Annotated in this window: 21 protein-coding genes; 7 read left to right on the plus strand and 14 right to left on the minus strand. The window is 68.3% G+C overall.

The genetic code is table 11. The features are described from left to right. Window positions 1-41: 41 nt before the first annotated feature. The 10 genes from EJO71_RS11305 to argE form a co-directional block, all read right to left on the minus strand. The gene (locus EJO71_RS11305; RefSeq protein ID WP_125948810.1) at window positions 42-803 is read right to left on the minus strand and encodes a slipin family protein; all 762 of its coding nucleotides are present in this window, start codon (window positions 801-803) and stop codon (window positions 42-44) included. A 105-nt stretch (window positions 804-908) separates the two neighbouring features. Further along, window positions 909-2,072, minus strand: coding sequence for an acyl-CoA dehydrogenase family protein (locus EJO71_RS11310; protein ID WP_125948811.1), 1,164 nt, complete (start codon window positions 2,070-2,072; stop codon window positions 909-911). 17 nt (window positions 2,073-2,089) lie between these two features. Next, entirely contained in the window at window positions 2,090-3,250 is a 1,161-nt protein-coding gene (locus EJO71_RS11315; protein WP_125948812.1) for an acyl-CoA dehydrogenase family protein, read from the minus strand. 21 nt (window positions 3,251-3,271) lie between these two features. Then, entirely contained in the window at window positions 3,272-4,177 is a 906-nt protein-coding gene (locus EJO71_RS11320) for an SDR family oxidoreductase (RefSeq protein ID WP_125948813.1), read from the minus strand. A gap of 37 nt (window positions 4,178-4,214) precedes the next feature. Continuing rightward, window positions 4,215-6,170: an acetyl-CoA carboxylase biotin carboxylase subunit gene (locus EJO71_RS11325; protein ID WP_125948814.1), complete on the minus strand. Its 1,956-nt coding sequence runs from the start codon at window positions 6,168-6,170 to the stop codon at window positions 4,215-4,217. Further along, the gene (locus EJO71_RS11330) at window positions 6,167-7,777 is read right to left on the minus strand and encodes an acyl-CoA carboxylase subunit beta (RefSeq protein WP_125948815.1); all 1,611 of its coding nucleotides are present in this window, start codon (window positions 7,775-7,777) and stop codon (window positions 6,167-6,169) included. Before EJO71_RS11330 ends, EJO71_RS11325 begins: the two co-directional genes overlap by 4 nt. A gap of 90 nt (window positions 7,778-7,867) precedes the next feature. Next, window positions 7,868-8,641 carry an MHYT domain-containing protein gene (locus EJO71_RS11335; RefSeq protein WP_125948816.1) on the minus strand — a complete coding sequence of 258 codons (774 nt, stop codon included), beginning with the start codon at window positions 8,639-8,641 and terminating at the stop codon, window positions 7,868-7,870. A 136-nt stretch (window positions 8,642-8,777) separates the two neighbouring features. Continuing rightward, window positions 8,778-10,427 (minus strand): hypothetical protein, encoded by a 1,650-nt coding sequence (locus tag EJO71_RS11340; RefSeq protein WP_125948817.1) that lies wholly within the window; start codon window positions 10,425-10,427, stop codon window positions 8,778-8,780. 125 nt (window positions 10,428-10,552) lie between these two features. Further along, window positions 10,553-11,815 (minus strand): DUF445 domain-containing protein, encoded by a 1,263-nt coding sequence (locus tag EJO71_RS11345; RefSeq protein WP_240651362.1) that lies wholly within the window; start codon window positions 11,813-11,815, stop codon window positions 10,553-10,555. Next, the gene (gene argE, locus EJO71_RS11350; RefSeq protein WP_125948818.1) at window positions 11,808-12,974 is read right to left on the minus strand and encodes an acetylornithine deacetylase; all 1,167 of its coding nucleotides are present in this window, start codon (window positions 12,972-12,974) and stop codon (window positions 11,808-11,810) included. The genes EJO71_RS11345 and argE overlap by 8 nt, the downstream gene beginning before the upstream one ends. A 105-nt stretch (window positions 12,975-13,079) precedes the next feature. Between argE and EJO71_RS11355 the strand changes: the two genes are divergently transcribed. The 4 genes from EJO71_RS11355 to EJO71_RS11370 all read left to right on the plus strand — a co-directional run bounded on the left by EJO71_RS11355 (window position 13,080) and on the right by EJO71_RS11370 (window position 17,216). Further along, window positions 13,080-14,276, plus strand: coding sequence for a glycerophosphodiester phosphodiesterase (locus EJO71_RS11355; RefSeq protein ID WP_125948819.1), 1,197 nt, complete (start codon window positions 13,080-13,082; stop codon window positions 14,274-14,276). A gap of 18 nt (window positions 14,277-14,294) precedes the next feature. Then, the gene (locus EJO71_RS11360; RefSeq protein WP_125948820.1) at window positions 14,295-14,795 is read left to right on the plus strand and encodes a nucleoside deaminase; all 501 of its coding nucleotides are present in this window, start codon (window positions 14,295-14,297) and stop codon (window positions 14,793-14,795) included. 92 nt (window positions 14,796-14,887) lie between these two features. Beyond that, the gene (locus EJO71_RS11365) at window positions 14,888-16,090 is read left to right on the plus strand and encodes a M20 aminoacylase family protein (RefSeq protein ID WP_125948821.1); all 1,203 of its coding nucleotides are present in this window, start codon (window positions 14,888-14,890) and stop codon (window positions 16,088-16,090) included. A gap of 31 nt (window positions 16,091-16,121) precedes the next feature. Further along, entirely contained in the window at window positions 16,122-17,216 is a 1,095-nt protein-coding gene (locus EJO71_RS11370; protein WP_125948822.1) for a M14 family metallopeptidase, read from the plus strand. A gap of 18 nt (window positions 17,217-17,234) precedes the next feature. Here EJO71_RS11370 and EJO71_RS11375 read toward each other — a convergent pair whose 3' ends face one another. Next, window positions 17,235-18,362 carry an ABC transporter substrate-binding protein gene (locus EJO71_RS11375; RefSeq protein WP_125948823.1) on the minus strand — a complete coding sequence of 376 codons (1,128 nt, stop codon included), beginning with the start codon at window positions 18,360-18,362 and terminating at the stop codon, window positions 17,235-17,237. A gap of 51 nt (window positions 18,363-18,413) precedes the next feature. Here EJO71_RS11375 and EJO71_RS11380 point away from each other — a divergent pair, with 51 nt between their 5' ends. The 3 genes from EJO71_RS11380 to EJO71_RS11390 are packed head-to-tail and all read left to right on the plus strand — an operon-like array spanning window position 18,414 to window position 21,917. Then, window positions 18,414-20,477, plus strand: coding sequence for a molybdopterin oxidoreductase family protein (locus EJO71_RS11380; RefSeq protein WP_125948824.1), 2,064 nt, complete (start codon window positions 18,414-18,416; stop codon window positions 20,475-20,477). Beyond that, window positions 20,474-21,610 carry an aminopeptidase gene (locus EJO71_RS11385; protein WP_125948825.1) on the plus strand — a complete coding sequence of 379 codons (1,137 nt, stop codon included), beginning with the start codon at window positions 20,474-20,476 and terminating at the stop codon, window positions 21,608-21,610. Before EJO71_RS11380 ends, EJO71_RS11385 begins: the two co-directional genes overlap by 4 nt. Then, window positions 21,603-21,917, plus strand: a complete 315-nt coding sequence (locus EJO71_RS11390) for a polyhydroxyalkanoic acid system family protein (protein WP_125948826.1) — start codon at window positions 21,603-21,605, stop codon at window positions 21,915-21,917. The genes EJO71_RS11385 and EJO71_RS11390 overlap by 8 nt, the downstream gene beginning before the upstream one ends. A 12-nt stretch (window positions 21,918-21,929) precedes the next feature. Here EJO71_RS11390 and EJO71_RS11395 read toward each other — a convergent pair whose 3' ends face one another. Genes EJO71_RS11395 through EJO71_RS11405 form a run of 3 tightly spaced genes read right to left on the minus strand, consistent with a single transcriptional unit; the run spans window position 21,930 to window position 25,341 of the window. Next, window positions 21,930-22,667, minus strand: coding sequence for an SDR family oxidoreductase (locus EJO71_RS11395; RefSeq protein WP_125948827.1), 738 nt, complete (start codon window positions 22,665-22,667; stop codon window positions 21,930-21,932). 17 nt (window positions 22,668-22,684) lie between these two features. Next, window positions 22,685-24,214, minus strand: a complete 1,530-nt coding sequence (locus EJO71_RS11400; protein ID WP_125948828.1) for an FGGY-family carbohydrate kinase — start codon at window positions 24,212-24,214, stop codon at window positions 22,685-22,687. Continuing rightward, entirely contained in the window at window positions 24,211-25,341 is a 1,131-nt protein-coding gene (locus EJO71_RS11405) for an alcohol dehydrogenase catalytic domain-containing protein (protein ID WP_125948829.1), read from the minus strand. Before EJO71_RS11405 ends, EJO71_RS11400 begins: the two co-directional genes overlap by 4 nt. Window positions 25,342-25,347: the final 6 nt, after the last annotated feature.

Consider the following 25,347-nt stretch of genomic DNA (forward strand, 5'->3'; position numbering starts at 1 on the left):
GCGCCGGTGAAGAACAGTTTTCCGCATTCGTGCCGCTGCCGCTATGTGGCGCGCTTGCCCAGGAAGTTCGCCAGCAGGTCCACCGGCAGCGGAAACACGATGGTCGTGTTCTTGTCGGCGCCGATCACCGTGAGCGTTTCCAGGTAGCGCAGCTGGATGGCCTGCGGCTCCTGCGCCAGCACGCGCGCGGCCTGCGAGAGCTTCTCGGAGGCCTGCAGCTCGCCCTCGGCGTGGATCACCTTGGCGCGTCGTTCCCGTTCCGCCTCGGCCTGCCGCGCGATGGCGCGCACCATCGATTCGGTGAGGTCGATCTGCTTGATCTCCACGTTCGACACCTTGATGCCCCACGAGGCTGTCTGCGTGTCGAGCGACTCGCGCACGTCGAGGTTCAGCTGCTCGCGCTCGGCCAGCATGTCGTCGAGCTGGTGCTTGCCCAGCACCGAGCGCAGGGTGGTCTGGGCCAGCTGGCTGGTGGCGTTGAAGAAGTCCTTGACCTGGATGATGGCCTTCTCGGCGTCGACGATGCGGAAGTAGACGACCGCGCTGACCTTCACCGACACGTTGTCGCGCGAGATCACGTCCTGCGTGGGCACTTCGAGCACCACGGTGCGCAGGTCGACGCGCACCACCTGCTGGATGGCGGGTATCACCAGCACCAGGCCGGGGCCCGAGACCTTCGAGAACCGCCCGAGGGTGAACACGATGCCGCGTTCGTACTCCCGGAAGATCCAAATCGCGGAAAAGAGCAGCACCGCCAGCAGAACAAGGATGACGGCGCCGATGCCTGAGGTGAGAGAGAGCATGTCGGTCTCCTGCGACCCAGCGAAAGCGCTGGATGGTTGGACACCCGGCGCGCGGCAGCGTTCCGCCACGGCCTCGGGAAAAGGGGCCGGCGCCTACCGGCCCATCTACCAGCCCATCTGCCTGGCCGCCAGCTCCTTCATGATTTCCTCGGCCCCGCCGCCGATCATCATCACCTTGACCTCGCGGTAGATCCGCTCGCTCACCGTGCCGCGCATGAAGCCCATGCCGCCCAGTATCTGCACTGCCTGGTCGGCGCAGAACTGCATGGTCTGCGTGGCGTGGTTCTTCAGCATGCAGATCTGCGCGACCCATTCGGGCGCGTTGAAGCGCCCGGCCGCCTCGAGCGCGTCGCCCTCGGCCGACACCGCCTCGATCCAGGCTTCGGTGGATGCAATGCGCATCTGCATGTCGACCAGCTTGTGGCGCACCGCCTGGTGCTCGATGAGCGCGGCGCCGAAGGTCTTGCGGTCGCGCGCCCAAGCCAGCGCCTCGTCGAGGCATGCCTGCGAGAAACCCAGCGCCCCCGCCGCGAGGCCGATGCGCTCGCCGTTGAAGTTGCCCATGATCATGCGGAAGCCCGCGCCTTCGTCGCCCAGCAGGTAGCGTGCAGGCACGCGCACGTTGTCGAAGTGCAGCGTGGCGGTATCGGAACACAGCCAGCCCATCTTCGAAAGCCGCGTGCGCGTGAGGCCCGGCGCATCGCCCGGTACCAGCAGCATCGATATGCCGCCCGCGCCGCGCCCTTCGCCGGTGCGCAGGGCCACCGTGATCCAGTCGGCGCGCATGCCGGAAGTGATGAAAGTCTTCTCACCGTTGACGACATAGTGGTCGCCATCGCGCCGCGCCGTCGTGCGCAGCGCGGCCACATCGGAGCCGCCGCCGGGCTCGGTGATGGCCAGCGCCGCGATCTTCTCGCCGCGCAGCACCGGCGGCACGACTTCGCGGCGCACCGCATCGCTCGCATGCAGCACCACCGGCGGCAGGCCGATGTTGTGCGAGAACAGGCTCGCGAGCACGCCGCCGCTCCTGCCGTGGCGCGCGAGCGCGATCCATGCGGGCAGCTTGAGCGAATACGAGGCGGGTGTGCCGCCAAGCTCTTCCGGATAGCCCAGGCCCAGCAGGCCGAGTTCTGCGGCACGCGCATAGAGCGTGCGCGGGAACTCGCCCGCGTCGTCCCACGCCTGCACGTGCGGCGCGATCTCGCTTTCGGCGAAGCGCCGCACCGTGTCGGCCAGCGCGGCGCGGTCGGATCGCAGTTCGGCGTCCATGCGATGCACTTTCCCGATCAGCCGCGCGGCGGGCGCTTGGCGATGCCCATCGTCTTCGCGAGGATGCCCAGCATCACCTCGTCGGCGCCGCCGCCGATGGAGCCCAGCCGACCGTCGCGATAAAGCCGCGACACGCGGTTCTCCAGCGTGAAGCCCATGCCGCCCCAGAACTGCAGGCAGGTATCGGCCACCTGCCGCGTGAGCCGCCCGGTCTTGAGCTTGGCCATCGACGCGAGTTCGAGCACGTCCTCGCCCTTCACATGCAGGTCGCAGGCGCGGTAGGTGAGTGCGCGCAGTGCTTCAACCTCGGTCTTGAGCTCGGCGAGCTTGAACTGCACCCACTGCTGGTCGGCCAGCGTGGCGCCGAACATCTGCCGCTGCTGCGCCCATTCGATGGTCTGCGCGATGCAGTCTTCCATCGATTCGAGCGAACTCGCGGCGGCCCACAACCGCTCTTCCTGGAATTGCTGCATCTGGTAGACGAAGCCCTGGCCCTCCTCGCCGATGCGATAGCGCTGCGGCACGCGCACGTTGTCGAAGTAGATGAGCCCGGTGTCGCTCGAATCCATGCCGATCTTGCGGATCTTCTTCGCCTTCTCGATGCCCGGCAGGTTCATCGGCACCATGACGAGCGATTTGTTTCGGTGCACCGGGCCGTCGCTGGTGTTGACCAGCATGCACATCCAGTCGGCCTGCAGGCTGTTGGTGATCCACATCTTCTGGCCGCTGATGAGGTAGTCGCCGCCGTCCTTGCGCGCGTGGCTCTTCAGGCCCGCCACGTCGCTGCCCGCCCCGGGCTCGCTCACGCCGATGCAGCCGACCATGTCGCCCGCGATGGCGGGCGCCAGGAACTCGCGGCGCAGTTCGTCGTTGCCGAATCGTGCGAGCGCGGGCGTGCACATGTCGGTCTGCACGCCGATGGCCATCGGCACGCCGCCGCAGGAAATGTGGCCCAGCGCTTCGGCCATGGCCATCGCGTACGAGTAGTCGAGCCCGGCGCCGCCGAAGGCCTCGGGCTTGTTCAGGCCCAGCATGCCGAGGTTGCCGAGCTTCTTGAAGACCTCGTGCGCCGGGAAGATCTCGGCAGCCTCCCATTCGTCCACGTGCGGGTTGATCTCGTCGTCGATGAAGCGGCGCAGGGTCTTCTGGATCTCGAGGTGTTCGTGGGTGTACTGCATGAAATGGTCTCCGTTCGTTCTTTACTTGTCCTGGAACACGCGCGGCGCCTGCGCCAGGTGGAATCCGTCGAAGGGCTTCACCGCCGCGCGCTGCTGAGTCTGCGCATCGGGAATCGCCATCGGCCAGCCCATGCGCACCTGCGGCCGCGCGCCGTCCACGCGCAGCACGGTGCCGCTGACGAAGCTGGCCGCGGGGCTCAGCAGGAAGGCGATGGCCGCGGAGGTCTCTGCCTCGTTGCCGAAGCGGCCGGCGGGCACGGTCTTGCGCATGGCGCGCAGCATGTCGCCGGCCTCGGGCGGGTAGTGGTCCATGCCGCTCGACGCGATGTAGCCGGGTGCGACAGCGTTCACGCGCACGCCGCTTGCGGCCCATTCGAGCGCGGCGGTCTCGGTGAAGCTCACCATGCCGGCGCGCGCGGCGCCGCTGTGGCCCATGTTGGGCATGGAGCCCCAGATGTCGGCCACGATGTTGACGATGGCGCCGCCGTTGGCCTGCATGCTCTGCACGAAGCACTCGCGCGCGACGAGGAAGCCGCCCGTGAGGTTGGTGTGGATCACCGCCTCCCAGCCCTTGGCGGTGATGGCGTGCAGCGGCGTGATGTACTGGCCGCCCGCGTTGTTGACGAGGCCGTCGATGCGGCCATGCCCCGCGACGATGGCCGCGACGGCTTCGCGCACGGCTTCTTCCTGCCGGATGTCGAAGGCCTGCGTGCCGGCCCTGCCGCCGGCGGCTTCGATTTCGGCGCGCACCGCGTCGAGCTTCTCGGGCTTGCGGCCGACCAGCACCACATGCGCCCCGAGCGAGGCGAGTTCGTGCGCGGTGCAGCGGCCGATGCCCGAGCCGCCGCCCGTGACGACGATGACCTGTCCGTCGAACAGGCCGGGCGCGAAGACGGAGCGGTAGCGGGAGGAGGATGAAGCGTTCATGCGAATGACCTTGTGGAGTCCTTGAGGGCTGTCTCTGTCACGCCTCGGCGACCTGCGCGACCACGTGCCGTGCCGCCACCTGCGCACCCACCGCGACATGCAGGGCGACGCGGCCCGCGCGTGGCGCGCAATGCACATGCTCCATCTTCATCGCTTCGAGCGTGACGAGCGGCTGGCCCGCGGCGACCGCATCGCCCTCGGCCACCAGCAGCGCGATCACGCGGCCGTTCATGGAGGCGCGCAGCAGGCCGTCGCCATCGCCGCCGTCGGCACGGGCCGCCGCGACGTGCGTGAGGTTGTCCAGCTGGTGCGCCTGTCCGTCGTGGTGGAAGAACACGCGGTCGTCATGCCGTGCGACGAAAGCCTGCGCGGACAGGCCGCCGCACGAGAAGCGGAGGCTGCCGTCGCCGGGAAGGGCGAGCAGCGCGAGCTGCACTGGCTGGTTGTCGTCCAGCGCGATGTCGAAGGTGTTGGCGCCGCGCGGCGTCACGCGGGCCGCGTGCACCGTGCCGTCGAGCGAGAAGCGCAGGGCGTTGGGCAGCGTGTGCACCAGCGGCGAGGGCCAGCCGCGTTCGCCCAGCTGGAGCAGCAGGGCGGCGAGCAGCGCCGCGCGGGTTTCGCCCGCCTTGTCGATGGCGAGCAGGGCGTCGAGGTGATCGCCGACGAAGGCAGTCGTTGCATCGCCGTTGGCGAAAACTTCGTGCGCCAGCGTGCGTTGCAGAAGCTGCTGATTGGTGGGAATGCCGAGCGCGACGGTGTCCTGCAGCCCCGCGATGAGCCGCTGCCGTGCGTCCTCGCGCGTGCGGCCGCTTGCCACCAGCTTGGCGATCATCGAGTCGTAGAAGGGTGGGACTTCGGAGCCATCGCGCAGTGCGTGCTCGGTGCGCAGCGCCGCGGAGGGGCGCCATGCCGCCAGCGTTCCGCTTTGCGGCATGAAGCCCTGCAGCGGATCTTCGGCGCACAGGCGCACCTCGATCGCATGGCCGGAGATGCGCACGTCCTGCTGCGTCAGCGGCAGGGGCTCGCCTCCCGCGACGCGCAATTGCAGCTCGACGAGATCGAGGCCGGTCACCGCTTCGGTCACCGGGTGCTCCACCTGCAGGCGCGTGTTCATTTCCATGAACCAGTACTGGCCTTCGGTGTCGAGCAGGAATTCGAGCGTGCCCGCGCCTTCGTAGGCAATGGCCTTCGCCGCGGCAACGGCAGTGGCGCCCATGCGTTCGCGCAGCGCTTCCGATACTGCGGGCGAGGGCGCTTCCTCGACGACCTTCTGGTGCCTGCGCTGCACCGAGCAGTCGCGCTCGCCGAGGTGGATGGCGTTGCCGTGCCGGTCCGCGAACACCTGCACCTCGACGTGGCGCGGCGCGACGATGGCGCGCTCCAGGATCACGGTGGCGTCGCCGAATGCATTGAGCGCTTCCGACTGCGCGCTGCGCAGCTGCTCGGCGAAGCTCGCGGCCGAGGTGACGAGCCGCATGCCACGCCCGCCGCCGCCGGCGGTGGCCTTGATCATCACGGGCCAGCCGATGCGTGCCGCCTCGGCCGCCAGCGTGCGTTCGCCCTGGTCCTCGCCCTGGTAGCCGGGAATGCACGGCACGCCCGCGGCCTGCATCAGCCGCTTGGCGCCGGCCTTGTCGCCCATCGCGCGAATGGCTTCGGGCGAGGGGCCGATGAAGACCAGCCCGGCGTCGCGGCAGGCCTGGGCGAAAGCGGCGTTTTCCGCGAGGAAACCGTAGCCGGGGTGCACCGCGTCGGCACCGCTGGCGCGCGCGGCCTCGATGATCTCGGCGATGTTCAGGTAGCTCTGCGCGGGCAGCGGCGCGCCGATGTGCACCGACTCGTCGGCGAACCGAACGTGCTCGGCATTCGCGTCGGCGCTGGAGTACACGGCCACCGTGCGGTAGCCCATGGTGCGCGCGGTGCGCATCACGCGCATCGCGATCTCGCCGCGGTTGGCGATCAGGATCTTGTGGAATCTGGTGTTGCTGCTCATGGACGTGCCACCCCGAACTGCATGGGCTGCGTCACGCGTGCGTCGGCATCGCGACAGATGGATAGCACTTCGGCCAGCACCGCGCGCGTGTCGCGCGGGTCGATCACGCCGTCGTCCAGCAGCAGTGCGCTGGTGGTGAACACGCTCATCTGCCGGTCGAAGCGCTCGACGATCTGCTGCTGCATCGCGTCGAGCTTCGCCTGGTCGACCGCGCCCTTTCGCGCCATGCCTGCTTCCATCACGATGGCCATGGTCTTCGCCGCCTGCTCGCCGCCCATCACGGCGGTGCGCGCGTTGGGCCAGCTGAAGCAGAAGCGCGGCGCGAAGCCCCGGCCGCACATGCCGTAGTTGCCCGCGCCGTACGAGGCGCCGCAATGCAGCGTGATCTGCGGCACCGTGGCGTTGGTCACGGCCTGGATCATCTTCGCGCCGTGCTTGATGATGCCGGCCTCCTCGTGCGCCCGGCCCACCATGTAGCCGGTGATGTTCTGCAGGTAGACGATGGGCGTGCACGACTGGCAGCAGGCCTGGATGAAGTGCGTGGCCTTGGTGGCGCCGTCGGAGTCGATGGGGCCGTTGTTGGTGATGATGCCCACCGCATGCCCTTCGAGCCGGATGTGGCCGCAGACGGTGGCGCTGCCGTAGTGCTCACTGAACTCCAGGAACTCGGAGCCGTCGGCGATGCGCGCGATGACCTCGCGCATGTCCACCGGCCTCCGCCCGTCGGTCGGCATGATGCCGAGCAGCTCTTCGGCGTCGTAGCGCGGCGCAGCGAATGTGCGCGGTTTTTCCTCGCGTGCCCAGTCGATGCCGCCGAGGATCGAGCGCGCGATTCGGATGGCGTCGCGGTCGTCCTCCGCGAGGTAGTCGCCGAGGCCCGAGACGTGGGTGTGCATCACGGCGCCTCCCAGTTCTTCCTCGGTCGCGATCTCGCCGGTGGCCGCCTTCAAGAGCGGCGGCCCGGCGAGAAAGGCGCGCGTGCGGTCGCGCACCATCACGATGTAGTCGGAAAGCCCCGTCTGGTAGGCGCCGCCGGCAGTCGAGGAGCCGTGCGTCACCGTCACCACCGGCAGCCCGGCGGCCGACAGTCGCGCGAGGTTGCGGAAGATGTTGCCGCCGCGCACGAAGTCTTGCACGCGGTACTGCATGAGGTTGGCGCCGGCGCTTTCCACGAGCTGCACGTAGGGCAGCCTGTTCTCCAGCGCCATTTCCTGCACGCGCAGCTGCTTGTCCAGCCCCATGGGCTGCAGCGCGCCGGCGTCGATGCCGGAGTCCGACGCATTGACCATGCAGCGCACGCCCGACACGTAGCCGATGCCGGAGATCAGGCCGCCGCCCGGCACGCTCTTCGAGAGGTCGGGGTTGTCCTGTCCCAGCCCCGCGAGCGAGGCCAGCGGCAGGAAGGGCGCGCCGGTGTCGAGCAGCAGCGCGATGCGCTCGCGCGGCAGCAGCTGCCCGCGCCTGGCGAAGCGCTCGGCCGATGCGCCCGAGGCCGAGACGGCGCGCGCCTCGTGTTCGCGGACCTGGCCGATGAGCGCCAGCATGCTGGCACTGTTGGCCTGGAAGGTGTCGCTGGCCGCTTGCAGCCGGGATTCGATGACTGGCATGTGAGAGTCTGTGCAGATCGTTTTTTTCGCTCTGCACCGACTCTAGGACGCGGGCGCGGCGCCCGCTTGCGCTTACTGGCTGGTGCCGGGTCAGCCGGCGCGGGCGCGCCGGGCCGCGACCGGGGCGTCGAGGCTGCTGCCCGTGACGACCCAGTAGATGAAGATCAGCACCGCGCCGGCCGTGCCGAACACCGTGAGGCCCATGTAGCTGCCGCCGATGGCCAGCGCGTCGGTCGGCGCGGCCGCGATGCAGACCATGCTGGCCGCGCTCATGCCCACGTAATGCATGGTGCAGACCGCCACGCCCATCACGGCGGCGGCCGCGACCTTGTGCGTGAACTTGCGCAGGTTGAAGGCGAGCCAGAGGGCGGCCCCGGCGGCGGTGACTGCGATCAGCACCGACAGCCCGACCGTCGCGAGATCGAAGTTCATCGAGGCGCGCATGTTCATCGCGAACATGCCCATGTAGTGCATCACGCACACGCCGATGCCCGCCAGCAGGCTGCCGGCGAGCCAGCCTGGCTTGCTGAACCTGCGTCGTCCGCCGGCCATGTAGAGCGCGATGCCCGAGATCAGGATGGCCGCCACCAGCGACACCACCGTGAGCGGCATGTTGTACGAAATGGCTACGGGCAGCCGGTAGGCCAGCATGCCGATGAAGTGCATCGACCAGATGCCGATGCCGCCGAGCGCCACCGCGGCGCAGGCCACGACAGCGAGGTTCGGCTTGCCATCCGCGCCGACCATCCGCCCGGCGCAGATGAGGGCCACCAGCGAGCCCGCGAATGAAATGAGGAAGGAGAGCGCCACCATGCCCAGGGAGTACTCGGGCGACAGGATCTGGCCTACGACGAGCGGAGTCATGCGATGTCCCTTTCAGGTCAAAAAGAGCGTCTCGCAGACCCCGGCCGCCGGATGCGAACGGGGCGCCGCAAGACGTCCCGCGCAGTCTGTAATATTTGTTTTTAAAAGTAAACTGCAATTTACACTTATTGTTACCCTACCTTACGGGACGGATTAGATATATCGCATTGTTGCGATCGGCGGCCATGTAGATCGTGCCGTCGCGGCCCACGGCGACGCCCGTGACCACGTAGGGCGGGGGCAGTCCGGGGCCCGGCGCCACGCCGATCGGCAGGTTCTCGGCGACGGTGCGGCGCGTGCCGTCGGGCGCAATTTCGACCAGTCGCCGCGCCGCGCTCTCGGCCACCACGAAGCTCCCCCAAGGCGTCTGCGCCACGCCCTCGGGCAGCGCCAGCCCGTCGGCAACGGTGCGCAGCGGCGCGCTGGCGTCCAGCGGAATGCGCAGCAGCTTGCCGGCCGCCTCGGTCACGTAGAGCGCGCCGTCCTGGCCGACGATCATCTGCACCGGGCCGTTCAGGCCGCTGGCGAGCACTGACTTTTCGGCAAACTTCGGCCCGCTGGCGCGCGTGATGCTGCCGGTGGCGATCTCGGCGTAGATCACGCTGCCGTCGGGCATGGGGATGGCGTCGAAGGGCGCCTTCAGGCCGTGGAGGGTGTCGACCGTCTTCAGCGTCTGCCGGTCGACCAGCTGCACCGAGCCCGTGAACCACGAAGTCAGCGCGAAGAGCCTGGGCGAGAGGCCGACCGCGAACGGGTAGTCGAGCTCCGGATCGCGCTGCATGCGGAACACGTCGCGCACTTCGCCGGTGCGCACGTCGACCTGGCGGAAGCCGAAGACGTCGGCCACCCAGAGGTCGTTGCCGTCGATCTTCATGCCGGCCGGCGCCGCCACCTTGCCGCTGGTGAGCGTGCGCAGTTCGCCGGTGGCGGGGTTGAAGGCCTGCACCTCGTTGTTCGCCATGTTCGAGACATAGATCGTCCCGTCGGGAGCGATGGCGAGGTTGTCGAGCGAGGGCTTCAGCTGCTTCGCGACGGTCTTGCGGCCGGTGGCCAGATCGACCCGCACCAGCTCGCCGCTGCGCGCATCGACCACCCAGAGGTTGCCCTTGCCGTCGAGGTTGGCTGCCGCCGGGATCTTGAAGCCGTCGGCGATCACGGCCATGTTGCCGTTCGCCGGATCGATCTTCACCACCTGGCCCTTGAACCACAGCGGCCCGTAGAGCATGCCGTCGGGGCCGGCCTCGAAGCCGTTGAAGCCGCCCATGTCCTTCTTGATGAGTCGCGGCGGCTTCTGCCCTTCGCGGTCGATCTCCCACAGCGCGTCGCCCAGGAACACCTGCGAGGCGTAGAGCTTGCCGTTGCGGCGGTCGAAGTCCAGCGAGTTGATGCCGGGCAGGTCCTTGGCGAGCACGCGCATGGGGGCGGTGTCGCTCTCGCGGTAGCGCACCATGCCCATGAGGTAGTTGGTCCAGGCCAGTTCGCCCTTCGGGCCGACGGCGATGTCGTCCGCCTGGCCTTCGGGCGCGTCGATGAACACCTTGGCCGCACCGGTGTTGCGGTCGACTTCCCACATCGTGTTGCCGAGCACGGAGCCCGCCAGCAGCCGGCCCTTCGCGTCGATGGCCAGCCCGTGCACGCCCATGAAGGCCGACGGGGCGACCAGCGCTTCGGGCGTGGCCCACGAGGCGGGCCGGGTGGCCGATGGCGGCGCGAGGCTGCTGCAGGCGCCCAGCAGGGCGAGGGTGGCGGTCAGCGCAATGGCGCCGAGACTGCTTCGACGGGGCATGGTTGGCGTCTCCTCTTGTTGATGCGCGAAGCAGTCTAGGAGGCCAGGTGGGCCGCGGAGTCCCGCCGGGGACACGATGCGGACTTTCGTCCGCTGTGGATTACCCGCGCTCGCTTGGCTCCAACTCAGCCGCGCAGCAGCTGCGTGGCCGTGTGGATCAGCAGCCCGACCAGCCCGCCCACCAGCGTGCCGTTGATGCGGATGAACTGCAGGTCGCGCCCGATGTGGCGTTCGAGCTCGACCGTCATCTCCTGCGCGTTCCATTCGCCCACGCGCTCCTCGATGTAGCGGCGGATGTCCTCGCGGTAGCGCTCGATGGCCAGCGGCGCGGCCGCCTCGATCTGCTCGTTGATCCAGCGGCGGATGGCCTCGTCGCCCTGCAGCCGCGTGCCCAGTGCGCCGGCCATCGAGGCGATGCGCCGGCGGATGGCCGAGTCGCCGCGGCCCAGGTCGTCGTGCAGCCACGCCAGCAGCTCGCCCCACAGCCCGTGCAGGTAGTCGCCCAGCGCGGGGTGCGCGATGAGCTCGGCGCGGATCTGCTCGCCGCGCTGCTGGAACTCGGGGTCGAGCTTCAGGCGCACCACGAAGTCGTCGACGAAGTGGTCGAAGCGCTTGCGCATCGGATGGTCGGGCTCGGCCGCCAGCTCGCCGATGGTGCGCGCCACGGCCGCGACGATCTTGCGCGTGGCCAGCTTGGCAGCCACCTGGTCGAGACCCACGTAGCGCAGCGTCTTGATCTCGCGCGCGATGGCCTCGGTGATGTGCGCCTGCACCTCCTCGCCTTCGAGCAGATCGGCCACCTGCTGCAGCACGTCGTCGAGCAGCGCCTGGTGGCGTCCGCCGGCGGTGAGGGCGTCGAGCGCCTGGCCCGTGAGGCGCGAGAGGTCGATCTTCTCCAGGCCCGCCGCGGCGGCGCGGCCGAGGAAGTCGCGCACCCGCTCGTCGTCGAAGGCCGTGAGGCCGTAGCGCGTGGCGGCCACGCCCCATTCGCCCAGCTTCTCGCCGCTGGCCGGACGCGCCAGCCAGTCCGCGATGCGGCCGGCCGCGTCGAACTGCCGCAGCTTGCCGAGCACCTGCGCGGTGCTCAGGAAGTTGTCGCAGATGAAGCCCGCGAGCTTGGCGCCGATGCGGTCCTTGTTGCTCGGGATGATCGCCGTGTGCGGAATCGGCAGGCCCAGCGGATGGCGGAACAGCGCCACCACAGCGAACCAGTCGGCAATGGCGCCGACCATCGCGGCCTCGGCGAAGGCCGCCACGTAGCCCCAGGCCGGATGCTGCGCATGCAGCACGCTCGCCACTGCGTAGAGCAGCGCCGCGCCGCACAGCAGCCCGAGCGCGACGCGCTTCATGCGCCGCGATGCGTCGTCGTTGTCGCTGCTGTCAGCCAATGCTCGGCGTGGACGCAAGGCGCTCCATGAACAGCTCGCAGCGCGCCAGCTGCTCGAGGCTCACGAATTCGTCGGGCTGGTGCGCCTGCTCGATGCTGCCCGGGCCGCACACCACGGTGGGGATGCCGGCGTTCTTGAAAAGACCCGCTTCGGTGCCGAAGGCCACCAGCGTGGTGCGCTCTTCGCCCGAGAGGCGCTGTGCCAGCTTGGTGATCGGGTTCTCGGCCGCGCCGAGGAAGCTCGGAATCTCGCAGATGGTCTCGAAGCTGAAGCCTGTGTCGGGCGCCACCTTCTTCATCGCGGGTTCGAGGCTGCCCGCATAGGCGACCACCTCGGCCTGCATCTTCCCGGCATCGGCGGTGGGAAGGTCGCGGAATTCATAGCGGAACTCGGCGTCGCGCGGCACCACGTTGTCGGCGATGCCGCCGTGGAACTGGCCCACGCTCGCGGTGCTGAAAGGCACGTCGAAGCCCTCGTAGCGCGGCTCGCTGCGCTCGAAGCCCTCGGCCATGTCGCGCACCTTGCCGATCACCCGGGCTGCCATCTCGATGGCGTTGACCGACTTCGGCGTGAGCGAGGAGTGCGCCTCCTTGCCGCGCACGCAGCACTTGTAGCGGTACACGCCCTTGTGCGCGATGGCGGGCACCATGCTGGTGGGTTCGCCCACGATGCAGGCGACAGGCTTGATGCCGGCGTCGCGCATGTCGGCGATGAGTTCCTTCACGCCGAAGCAGCCGATCTCTTCCTCGTAGCTGAAGGCGAAGTGCACCGCGAAAGGGGCGTCGCTTTCCAGGAAGCGCTTCGCGTTCGACAGCGCGATGGCGATGAAGCTCTTCATGTCGGCCGAGCCGCGCCCGTAGAGGCGCTCGTTCTGCACCACGGCGGAAAGCGGGTCGACGCTCCAGTCCTGCCCGTCCCAGGGCACCGTATCGGTGTGGCCCGAGATGATGACGCCGGCCGGCTTGCCTTCGCCCAGCGTGGCGAACAGGTTCGCCTTGGTGCGTTCGGCGTTGTAGGTGATGCGGCTCTTGACGCCCAGGGCCGCGAGGTGGCTCTGCGCGAAGTCGATCAGTTCGAGGTTGCTGTTGGCGCTGATGGTGTTCATGCGCACCAGGGTCTGGGCCAGCAGCAGGCTTTGGGGAGAAAGCGTATGGAGCATGCAACACATTCTCCCGGAAGTCGGCTCCATGCGTGCGTCGAGGTCGAAGCTGTCACGCGAAACGGGTACCCTGCGCCTCTTCTTTTGAACGGAGAAACAAGGACCATGCGCACCTTCCAGATCGCCCTGACCGCCACCGCCGCCATCGCTCTCGCAGCCTGCAGCAGCACCGGAGGCCCCTCCAGCAGCGGCAAGCTGCTGACGCTCGACGGCAACCCGCCGCTGGTCATTGCCCATCGTGGTGCATCGGGCTATCTGCCGGAAGAAACGCTCGAGGCCTACACGCGCGCCATCGAACTCGGCGCCGACGTGATCGAGATGGACCTGATCTCCACCAAGGACGGCGTGCTCATCGCCCGCCACGACCCCAACCTCGCCATCAGCACCGACGTGGCCAAGCACCCCCGCTTCGCCTCGCGCAAGAAGACCATCAAGGTCGACGGCGAAACCCAGACCGGCTGGTTCAGCAACGACTTCACGCTGGCCGAGATCAAGACCCTGGGCGCCATCTCCACCGACGCCGAGCGCCCGCAGGAATTCAACGGCAAGTACAAGGTGCCGACCTTCCAGGAAATCATCGACTTCGCCAAGGCCAAGTCGAAGGAAACCGGCCGCACCATCGCCATCTACCCCGAGACCAAGAACCCGACCTACTTCCGCGAGCTCGGCCTGCCGATGGAAGACAAGGTCGTCGCCGCCATCAACGCGGCCGGCTGGAACAGCAAGACCGCGCCCATCTACGTTCAGTCCTTCGAGCCCGGCAGCCTGAAGTACATGAAGAGCAAGGGCCTGAACACCAAGATCATCCAGTTGATCGACGGTGACAGCGTCGACCTGAAGACCGGCGCCGTGACCTTCGCCGTGCCCAGCGACCGCCCCTACGACTGGACCAAGGCCGGCGACAAGCGCAACTTCGACGCCATGGTCACGCCCGCGGGCCTGGCCGAGATCAAGACCTACGCCGACGGCATCGGCCCCTGGAAGCGCTACATCGTGAGCGTCAAGGGCACCATCGGCGCCGACGGCAAGCCGGTCGACGTCAACAAGGACGGCAAGATCAACGACGCCGACGCCACCTCGATGGCGCCCACCTCGCTGATTGCCGACGCGCACAAGGCGGGCCTGTTCGTGCACCCCTTCACCTTCCGCAACGAGTCGCGCCGCCTGGCTTCCGACTACAACAAGGACGGCAAGAACGAATACGGCGTGTACTACAAGCTCGGCGTGGACGGCGTGTTCACCGACTTCACCGACACCGCGCTGGCCGCGCGCGCCGACTACCTCAAGAGCATCGGCCGCTGACCGGGGTATCGTCCGCGCATGACCACCGACGACCTTTCCCCGCGCGATCTCGAACTGCTCCGCATGGCCATCCGGCTGTCGGACGAGTCGAAGGCGCGCGGGCGCCATCCCTTCGCCGCGCTGGTGGCGAACGAGCATGGCGAGGTGGTGGTCACCGCGGGCAACAACTCGATGCCCCCCGAGGGCGATCCCACGCAGCACGCCGAGCTGGTGGCCGCCGCGCAGGCCGCGCGGCTGCTCACGCCCGAGGAGCTTGCGCGCTGCACGCTCTTCACCAGCGCCGAGCCCTGCTGCATGTGCGCGGGCGCCATTTACTGGACCAACATCGGCCGCGTGGTCTACGCGCTTTCGGAGCATGCGCTGCTCGGCCTGACCGGCGACCACCCCGAGAACCCGACCTTTTCGCTGCCCTGCCGCGAAGTCTTCGCGCGCGGACAGCGGCGCGTCGAGGTGGTGGGGCCGCTGCTCGAGCAGGAAGCCGCCGCGCCGCACGTGGGCTTCTGGAGCGCGGGGCACTGAAGAACGGCCCTTGCAGCCCCTCCGGTTGCGTGTTTTCCGAGGTGCCTCGAAACGCCAGAGTGGATAGACTGGCATTTTGAGACGCCCACCCCATGAAACTCATCGACTCGCTCGTCACGCAGGCGGCAGGCATCGCCGCCGTCCGACGTGACCTCCACGCTCATCCCGAACTCTGCTTCGAAGAAGTCCGCACCGCCGACGTGGTGGCAGGCAAGCTCACCGAATGGGGCATTCCCATCCACCGCGGCCTCGGCACCACCGGCGTGGTGGGCATCGTGAAGAACGGCACCAGCAACCGCGCGGTCGGCCTTCGCGCCGACATGGACGCACTGCCCGTCACCGAGCTCAACACCTTCGCCCACGCCAGCAAGCACCACGGCAAGATGCACGCCTGCGGCCACGACGGCCACACCGCCATGCTGCTCGCGGCCGCGCAGCACCTGGCGAAGAATCGCAACTTCGACGGCACCGTCTACCTGATCTTTCAGCCGGCCGAAGAGGGCGGCGGCGGCGCCCGCGAGATGATCAAGGAAGGGCTGTTCGAGCAATTCCCCATGGATGCCGTGTTCGGCATGCACAACTGGCCCGGCATGAAGGCCGGCCAGTTCGCCGTGAGCCCCGGCCCGGTGATGGCCTCGGGCAACAAGTTCTTCGTCAACGTGGTCGGCAAGGGCGGCCACGCGGCGCTGCCGCAGACCGGCGTCGACCCGGTGCCGATCGCCTGCGAGATCGTGCAGGCCTTCCAGACCATCCTCACGCGCAAGATGAAACCGACCGATTCGGCCGTGATCTCGGTCACCACCATCCATGCCGGCGAGACCAACAACGTGATTCCCGACAACTGCGAGCTGTCGGGCACGGTGCGCACCTTCTCCATCGAGGTGCTCGACATGATCGAGGCGCGCATGAAGCAGATCTGTGACCACATCTGCGCGGCGCACGACGCCACCTGCGAGTTCCGCTTCGAGCGCTACTACCCGCCCACCATCAACACCGAGGCAGAGGCCGACTTCGCGCGCCGCGTGATGGGCAGCATCGTCGGCCCCGAGAACGTGCTGAAGCAGGAAGCCGCCATGACCTCGGAAGACTTCGCCTTCATGCTGCAGGCCAAGCCCGGCGCCTATGCCTTCATCGGCAACGGCGATGGCGCGCACCGCGACGTCCACCACGGCGAGGGCCCGTGCACGCTGCACAACGCGAGCTACGACTTCAACGACGACCTGATCCCGCTGGGCGCCACCTGCTGGGTGCAGATCGCGGAACAGTTCCTCAAGCCCGGCGGCACTGCTGCCTGATCGCCTGATTCAACCGGAGGTCGAGCGTCACATGATCGGAATAGCCGAAGCCTTTTCGCCGCGCTACGCACAGGCGCGCCAGAAATTCCTGCAGGGCTGCGTGAGCGCCGGCATCACGGTCGAGCCGCACGCGCATCCGCTCAAGGGGCGCGAGGGCGAAGACCTGTCGATGGACGTGGCGCTCGACGGCGAGCCCGATGCGCAGAACCTGCTGGTCGTCAGCAGTGCATGCCACGGCGTCGAGGGTCATTGCGGCAGCGGCGTGCAGGTGTTCGCGCTGCACGACGCCGAATGGCGCGAGAAGGCCAAGGCGCAGGGCGTGGCGGTGCTGTACGTGCACGCGCTCAACCCGCACGGCTTCTCGTACGGCCGGCGCGTGACGCACGAGAACGTCGACCTGAACCGCAACTTCATCGACTTCTCGAAGCCGGTGCCGGTCAACGAGCCCTACGCCAAGCTGCACGAGCTGCTGCTGCCTGACACCTGGCCGCCCACGCCGGAGAACCAGGCGGCCGTGGGCAAGTGGATCGAGAAGAACGGCGCCACCGCCTATCAGGCTGCCGTGACCAGCGGCCAATACCAGTTCGACGACGGCCTGTTCTATGGCGGCAAGGCGCCGACCTGGAGCAACAAGACCATCCGCGAGGTGCTGCGCCGCCATGCGGGCCGCGCCAAGCGCATCGCCTGGATCGACCTGCACACGGGGTTGGGCCCGAACGGTTTGGGCGAACGCATCTTCGCCTGCCGCGACGACAAGGTCGCCTATGCGCGCGCCAATGCGTGGTGGGGCACGCCCGCGGCGCCCGTCACCTCGATCTACGACGGCTCCTCCACTTCGGCGCTGCTGCGCGGGCTGATGTGGGATTCGGTGTACGAGGAGTGCCCGCAGGCCGAGTACACCGGCATCGCGCTCGAGTACGGCACGCTGCCGATCCTCGAAGTGACCGGCGCGCTGCGTGCCGACCACTGGCTGCACAAGCACCCCGAGGCGCCGGCCGATCTGGCCGACGGCATCCGGGCGCGCATGGTGGAGGCGTTCTACACGGACACCGACGCCTGGCGCGGGCAGATCGTCAGCCAGGCGCGCCAAGCCATGTTCCAGGCCGTCGACGGTTTGACGGCCTGACGCAGCGGTCGAAGAACCTCAGGTCCTGACGCGGCCGTCGCCCGTCAGCATCGAGAGCTCGACGAACTTCGAGCCCACGTGGTTCTTCGCCGAGAACGACACCTCGAAGCCGCCGAACTGCTGGCGGTCGAGGCTTTCCAGCCCGGCAATGAGGCCTTCGCGCGTGGGTTTGCCCGGCGCCTTGCGCAGGCCCTCGGTCAGCACCTTCGCGGCCAGGTAGCCTTCCATGCTCGAGAAATTGGCGCTCGCGCTGCCGCCGGCCTTGCGCACCGCCTCGTTGAACTCGCGCGCCAGCGCATTCGCCTGGTTGTAGGGCGAGGGCACCACCTGCGTCACCATCACGCCGGCCGCGTCCTTGCCAAGCTCGTCCGCCAGCGCCTGCGTGCCCACGAAGGACATGTTGAAGAAGGTGCCGCCGTAGACCGCCTTGCGCGCCTCGCGGATGAAGGCCGCGCAGGCCTTGTACGCGCCCACCTGCACCACCGCGTCGGGCCGCGCCGCCACGATGGTCTTCACCGCCTGCGCCACGTCGGCCGAATTGCGTTCCACGGTGGCCAGCGCCACAGGCTTGAGCTGCTGCTCGGCGAGCGCCAGCGTCACGCCGTCGAGCCCGGCCTTGCCGTAGGCGTCGTTCTGGTAGAAGACCGCGATCTTCTTCAGGCCCAGGTGGGTGAGTTGCTTCACCATCAGCGCCGTCTCGTCGTTGTACGAGGCGCGCAGGTGGAACACGTTCTTCTGGAAGGGCTCGCGCAGCGACATCGCGCCGGTGAAGGGGGCCACGAAAGGCACCTTGTCCTTCGCCGCCAGCGGCAGCGCGGCCAGGCTGGTCGGGGTGCCGACATAGCCGAACAGCGCGAACACGTCTTCGTCGATCAGCTTCTGCGTGTTGGCCGCGCAGCGGTCGGGCTCGTAGCCGTCATCGAGGTTCTTGATGACGACGTTGCGGCGGCCCGGCTGGGCGTTGTACTGGTCCAGGAACAGCTTGGCGCCCTGGTGGAACTGGATGCCCAGCTGCGCCGCCGGGCCGGTGAACGGCGCCGACTGGCCGAGCACCAGCGGCATGTCGCCCTGCGCCCGGGCGATGCCGAAGCCGCCCAGCGTGGCGGCCGCGCCTGCGGCCAGAGAAAAATGACGTCGATTCAACATGATGAAAACCCACTCCCGCGCTCTGATACGCGCACAAATTAGACTCGCCCGATGGCCCACGCACCGGATACCTCGCTCGAAGAAGCGCCCGCCCAGCCCGTAACGACCACCGTGCTGGGCGCATGCCCGCACGACTGCCCGGACACCTGCGCGCTCGTCACCACCGTCAGGGACGGCGTGGCCGTGAAGCTGCAGGGCAACGCCGCCCATTCGCACACCGGCGGCGTGCTGTGCACCAAGGTGTCGCGCTACATCGAACGCAACGACCATGCCGAACGGCTGGTGCAGCCCCTGAAACGCGTCGGCCCCAAGGGAAGCGGCCAGTTCGAGCCGGTGAGCTGGGACGCCGCGCTGGACGACATCGCCGCGAATCTTCGAGTATTACAGGGAAAACCCGAAGCTATTGTCCCCTACAGCTATGCGGGCACCATGGGCCTGGTGCAGGGCGAGTCGATGGACAGGCGCTTCTTCCACAAGCTGGGCGCCACCCTGCTCGACCGCACGATCTGCTCCATGGCCGGTGGCGAGGCCATGGTCTACACGCTGGGCGCCAAGGTCGGCATGCGCATCGAGTTCTTCGCCGAGGCGAAGCTGATCCTGATCTGGGGCAGCAACTCCATCGCCAGCAACCTGCATTTCTGGCGCCACGCCCAGGCCGCCAAGCGCGCCGGCGCGCGGCTGGTGTGCATCGACCCGCGCCGTACCGAAACCGCCGACAAGTGCGACGAGCACATCGCGCTGCTGCCCGGCACCGACGCCGCGCTGGCGCTGGCCCTGATGCACGAGCTGATCGTGAACGACTGGCTCGACCACGACTACATCGCCAGCCACACGCTGGGCTGGGAGCAACTGCGCGAGCGCGCGCTGCAATGGCCGCCGTCGCGCGCGGCCGAGGTTTGCGGCGTGCCGGAAGAGCAGATCGTCTCGCTGGCAAAGGCCTACGGCACCACGAAGCCGGCCGCCATCCGCCTGAATTACGGCATGCAGCGCGTGCGCGGGGGCGGCAACGCGGCCCGCGCCATCGCCTGCCTGCCGGCGCTGGTGGGCGCCTGGCGCGACCGCGCGGGCGGCCTGCTGCTGAGCAGCTCGGGCCACTACCCGGTGGACCGCGCCGCGCTGCAGCGCCCCGACCTGCTGGCCGGGCGCAAGCCGCGCACCATCAACATGAGCACCATCGGCGACGCGCTGCTGGACACCGCGAACCCGGTGAAGGCCATCGTGGTCTACAACAGCAACCCGGTGGCGGTGGCGCCCGAGTCGGCCAAGGTGGCTGCGGGCTTCGCGCGCGAAGACCTCTTTACCGTGGTGCTGGAGCAGTTCCGCACCGACACCGCCGACTACGCCGACTACCTGCTGCCCGCCACCACGCAGCTGGAGCATTGGGACATCCACTGCAGCTACGGCCACACCGACGTGCTGCTCAACCGCCCGGCCGTGGCGCCGCGCGGCGAGGCCCGCAGCAACGCCTGGGTGTTCCGCGAGCTGGCGAAGCGCATGGGCTTCGACGAAGCCTGCTTCTCGGATTCCGACGAGACGTTGTGCCGCACGGCCTTCGCCGAGAAGGCCATCGACTTCTCCGAACTGCTGGCGCAGGGCTTCACCAGCGTGAAGCTGCCCGAGGCGCCGTTCGCCGAAGGCCGCTTCCCCACGCCCTCGGGCCGCTGCGAATTCTTCAGCGCGCGCCTCGAAGCCATGGGCATGGACGGCCTGCCCGACCATGTACCCAACTGGGAGCCGGCCGGCAGTTCGACAGAGTTCCCGCTGGCCATGATCTCGCCGCCCGCGCGCAACTTCCTCAACTCGACCTTCGTGAACGTGACGAGCCTGCGCGCCATCGAGGTCGAGCCGCTGCTGGAGATCCACGAGGCCGACGCCGCCGCGCGCGGCATCGAGGACGGCGCGACGGTGCGCGTGTTCAACAAGCGCGGCGAGCACCGCTGCCGCGCCGAGGTCTCGCGCCGCGCGCGGCAGGGCGTGGTGCACGGCATGGGCATCTGGTGGCGCAAGCTCGGCATGGACGGCACCAACGTCAACGAACTCACCAGCCAGCGCCTGACCGACATCGGCCGCGGGCCGACGTTCTACGACTGCCTGGTCGAAGTCGAGAAGGTGTGAGGCCTCTTCGCGTTCTTCCGGCGCTCACGCTCGCCGGCTCGCTGTTCCTTCTCACCGGCTGCGCCGACCTGGGCTACTACTGGCAGTCGGCCAGCGGCCACATCGGCATCATGCGGGCCGCCAAGCCGGTGCCCGAGTGGCTGGCCGATCCGTCGGTGTCGGCGGCGCTGAAGGCCAAGCTCGAACTCACGCAGCGCATCCGCAGCTTCGCGTCGGCCGAGCTCGGGTTGCCCGACAACGCCAGCTACAAGTCGTACGCCGATCTTCACCGCCCCGCGGCCGTGTGGAACGTGGTGGCGGCGCCGCCGTATTCGCTCACGCTCAAGAGCTGGTGCTTCCCGGTGGCGGGCTGCGTGGGCTATCGCGGCTACTACAGCGAGGAAGCGGCCAAGGCCGAAGCCGAGGAGCAGAAGAAGCAGGACCTGGAAGTGTCCGTGTACCCGGTGCCCGCGTACTCCACGCTGGGCTGGATGAACTGGGCCGGCGGCGATCCGCTGCTGTCCACCTTCATCGGCTACCCCGAGGGCGAGCTGGCCCGCATCGTGTTCCACGAGCTGGCGCACCAGGTGCTGTATGTGGCCGGCGACACGGTGTTCAACGAGTCGTATGCCACGGCGGTCGAGCGCATCGGCGGCGCGATGTGGCTGCAGCGCGAGGCCGGCGACGCGGCGCGGCGCGAGTACGCGCAGTTCGACTCGCAGCGCCAGGACTTCCGCGCGCTGGCGCTCAACACCCGCCGCGCACTCACGCAGGTCTACGAATCGCCCGAAGCCAGGGCCAAGGACTGGGCCAAGGTGGAGGTCATGAAGCAGGCGGCCATGGCCGATTTCCGCGAACGCTATGCGAAGCTGAAGGCCGGCTGGAGCGGTCCGCGCCAGAACGCCTACGACGCCTGGGTGGCGCGCGCCAACAATGCGGCGTTCGGTGCGCAGGGCGCATACGACGACCTCGTGCCCAGCTTCGAGAAACTCTTCGAGCGCGAGGGCCGCGACTGGCCGCGCTTTTACACTGAGGTCCGGCGCATCGCCGCGCTGCCGACCACGCAAGAGCGCCGCACTGCACTGCAGGCGGCGACCGGCATCCTGCAAACCCATTCCAGCCCGGAACAAAAAAACGGAGATCACGGTGCCTGACATCCATATCGAACGCAACCACACGCTGGGCATCGCGAGAGCGCGTGTCGTCGCGCGCAAGTGGATACAGCAGGCCGAACAGGAGTTCGGCCTCGAATGCGTCTACACCCCGGGCGAAGGCTGCGACACCGCGACCTTCACCCGCGCGGGCATCGACGGCACCGTCGAGGTCACGGACACCACCTTCAAGCTCGACGCGACGCTGGGCTTCCTGTTCAGCAGCTTCAGCGAAATGATCGAGCAGAAGATCACGCGCAACCTCGACGCGATGCTCGAATCGTCCCGGGGCGGCACGCGGCTCGCCTGAGTTTCCCCGGTCTCAGACGATGGTGTAGCCGCCGTCCACCGGCAGCGCCGCGCCGCTGATCATCGACGCGCCGTCGCCCAGCAGGAAGAGGATCGGCGCCACCACTTCCTCCACCTGCGCGAAGCGGCCCAGCGGAATGTTCTTCAGGGCGGCTGCGCTCTTGTCCGGATCGGCCCATGCCTGCTCGGCCATCGGCGTGAGCGTGACGGTCGGGTTCACGCTGTTCACCCGGATGCCGTGCGGGCCGAACTCCAGGCACAGCGAGCGCGTGATGGCGTCCATCGCGGCCTTCGAGGCGCAATAGCAGAGGTGCGCGTCGAGCGCGACCAGCGAAGCCTGGCTCGATACGTTGACGATGCTGCCGCGTGTGCCGGCTGCGATCATGGCCTTGCCGCAGCGCGAGGCCACGAGCGCGGCGGCGCGTGCGTTGACGGCCATCACGGCGTCGAAGTTGCCGGCTTGCAGGTCGATTGCCGACTCGAGCAGTGCGATGCCTGCGCAGTTCACAACGAAGTCGAATGCCCGCAGTTTGGCGAGCGCTCGTTCCAGTGCATTCGCATCGGCCACGTCGAGCACGAGTGGTGTGCAGCCGGTTTCGGCCTGCAAGGTTTCCAATGCTGCGGCGTTGCGTCCCACGGCGGTGACTTGCGCGCCTGACTGCGCCAACTGCGTCGCCACCGCGCGACCTATGCCGCTGCTTGCACCGGTCACCAGTGCGCGCTTGCCCGAGAAGTCGAAGGCGATCGGCATTTCGGATGCTCCTGCTTTCATTTCAGCCGATGCATCGCATCGCGCAACGCAGGGTAGAGCGCCTTGTAGATCTCGAAGCGCTCGCGGTACACCGCTTGCGCCGCAGGCTCGGGCCGCGCCCGCTCCACCAGCGTGACCCAGCCGCGCTCTGCCGTGGCTGCATCCACCAATCCGGCGCCGAGCGCAGCAAGCATCGCCGCACCAAGCGCAGCTTCCACTTCCTCCTCGATGGTGAACACCGGATAGCCCGTGATGTCCGCCACGATCTGCATCCACAGGTCGGAGTGCGCCGCGCCGCCCACCACGATCAGCCGGTCGTCCAGCGGTTGCCCGCTGCGGCGTCCGGCCTCGATGTTGTGCTGCAGCGCGAAGCTCACGCCCTCGAGCACCGCGCGGTAAAGGTGCGCGCGGCTGTGCGCGAGCGACAGGCCGATGAAGGCACCCTTGGCCTGCGCGTCCCAGATCGGGCTGCGCTCGCCCATCAGGTAGGGCAGGAACACGAGGCCGTCCGCTCCAGGTGGAACGTCGACGGCCTTGCGCTCTATCAGCGCATGCGCGTCCTCGCCGGTGCGCGCCGCCTCGGCGATCTCCGCCTGGCAGAAGGCCTCGCGGAACCATGTGATCGCGGCACCCGCCGTGATTGCGCCGCCGAATACGTAGCTGCGGTCCGCGCCGCGATACACGTGCGGCATCGTGATGAGCTTGTGCCGCGCATCGACCGTGGGGCTCACGAAGCCCCAGCACATGCTGGTGCCGATCATCGCGACGTGGTCGCCGCTGCCGGTCACGCCCGCGCAGAAGGTGGCCACCGCGGCGTCGACGCCGCCCGCCATCAGTGGCATGCCCTCGGCGAGGCCGAGCTTCGCGGCCCATTCGGCGCTCAAGCCGCCGACCACGTCGCTCGACTCGACGAGGCGCGCCGGCATCATGCGCGACGGAACGTCCAGCATGCGCATTGCCTCCTGCGACCACTGCCGGCGCGCCGCGTCGTACACGCCACCAATGTTGCCGGCCGAGCTGTGATCGACCGCCAGCTCGCCGGTGAGCCGCCAGTTGACATAGCTGTTGGGCGGCAGAAAGTGGCGCGTCTTCGTCCACACCTCGGGCAGGTGCTCGCGCACCCACAGGATCTTGGTGAAGCCGTGGTAGCTGTCGACGCCGTTGCCGGTGATGGCTTCGAGCCGCGGCACGTCCACGTTCGCGTTCACCCAGGCGACTTCGGCCGTGGCGCGGCGGTCCATCCAGATCAGGCAGGGATGCAGCGGCTGCATCTCCTCGTCGACCGGAATTCCTGCACCGCCGTAGAGGCTGCTCACGCACATCGCCGCGATGTCCGACGGCGCGACGCCGCTACCAGCCACACAGGCGCGCACGCTCTCGCACACGGCATCGAACCATACGGTGCAATCCTGCTGCGCCCACAGCGGCTTCGGCGTCTCAGGCTGGTAGGTCACGCTCGCCTGCGAATGCACCTTGCCGTCGATGCCCACCAGCAGGCATTTGGTGCTCTGGGTACCGATGTCGACGCCGATCACGTATTTCTTCATGGCCGGGATTGTGGCGTGAGCAGCACCTTGATCGAGTCCAGCGAGTTCGCGAGCGCGAATGCGCGCTCCCATTCGGTCAGCGGAAAACCGTGCGTGACGATGCCCTTCGAGGTGACGAGGCCGCGCGCCAGCAGGTCGATGGCAATGGGGTAGCAGTAGGGCCCCAGGTGCGCGCCGCGCACGTCGAGCTCCTTGCGGTCGCCGATGATCGACCAGTCGGCGCTCGTCTCCGAGCCGAACACGCTGAACTCCACGAAGCGGCCGAGCTTGCGGATCATGTCCAGCCCTTGCGTCACGCCGATGGGCGCGCCCGTGGTCTCGACGTACACGTCGCAGCCGTAGCCTTCGGTCAGGCCCTTCACGACCGCGTCGGCGTTCCCGGCCTTTGGGTCGATGACGACGTCGGCGCCGTACTGCTTCGCGAGCGCGAGGCGTTCGGGTACGGGGTCGATCACGATCAATTTCTTCGGTGTCTTTAGCGCCGCCACCTGCACCATCATCAGCCCCAGCGGGCCTGCACCGGCGATCACCACCACGTCGTCGAGCTGGATCTCGCCGCGGTTCACCGTGTGGATCGCGCACGACAGCGGCTCGATGATGGCCGCGTCTTCCAGCGAGATGCCGTCGGGGATCCTGTGCACGCGCGAAGTCGGCGGCAGCCGCATGTAGTCGGCCATGCCGCCGTCGGCCACGATGCGCTGGAAGCCGAAGATGTTGTGCACCTCGCACATCCAGTACTTGCCCGAGGTGCAGAAGCGGCACTTGCCGCAGGGCACGATCTGCTCGGCGATCACGCGGTCGCCTCTCTCCACGCCGAAGTGCTCCGCCGCGCCTTCGCCCAGCGCCTCGACATAGCCGAAGAACTCATGGCCCGGAATGACTGGCGCCTTGACCCACGAGGGCTGTCCGTCGCCGCCCCAGAACATCTTCGCGCCCGAGTGGCACTTGCAATCGGAGGCGCAGATGCCGCAGGCCGCGATGGAGATCAGCAGCTCGTTCGGGCCGATGGCCGGCATGTCGACGGTTTCGAGCCGGTAGTCCTTGGGGCCGTGGCAGACGACGGCCTGCATGGAGGCGAGCTGGGCGATGGCGCCCGATGTACCGGGCTGGAGTTTCTGGTAGCTCATGGTTCT

This window comes from Variovorax sp. 679, assembly GCF_003952185.1.
In the GTDB taxonomy this organism is placed as follows: domain Bacteria; phylum Pseudomonadota; class Gammaproteobacteria; order Burkholderiales; family Burkholderiaceae_C; genus Variovorax.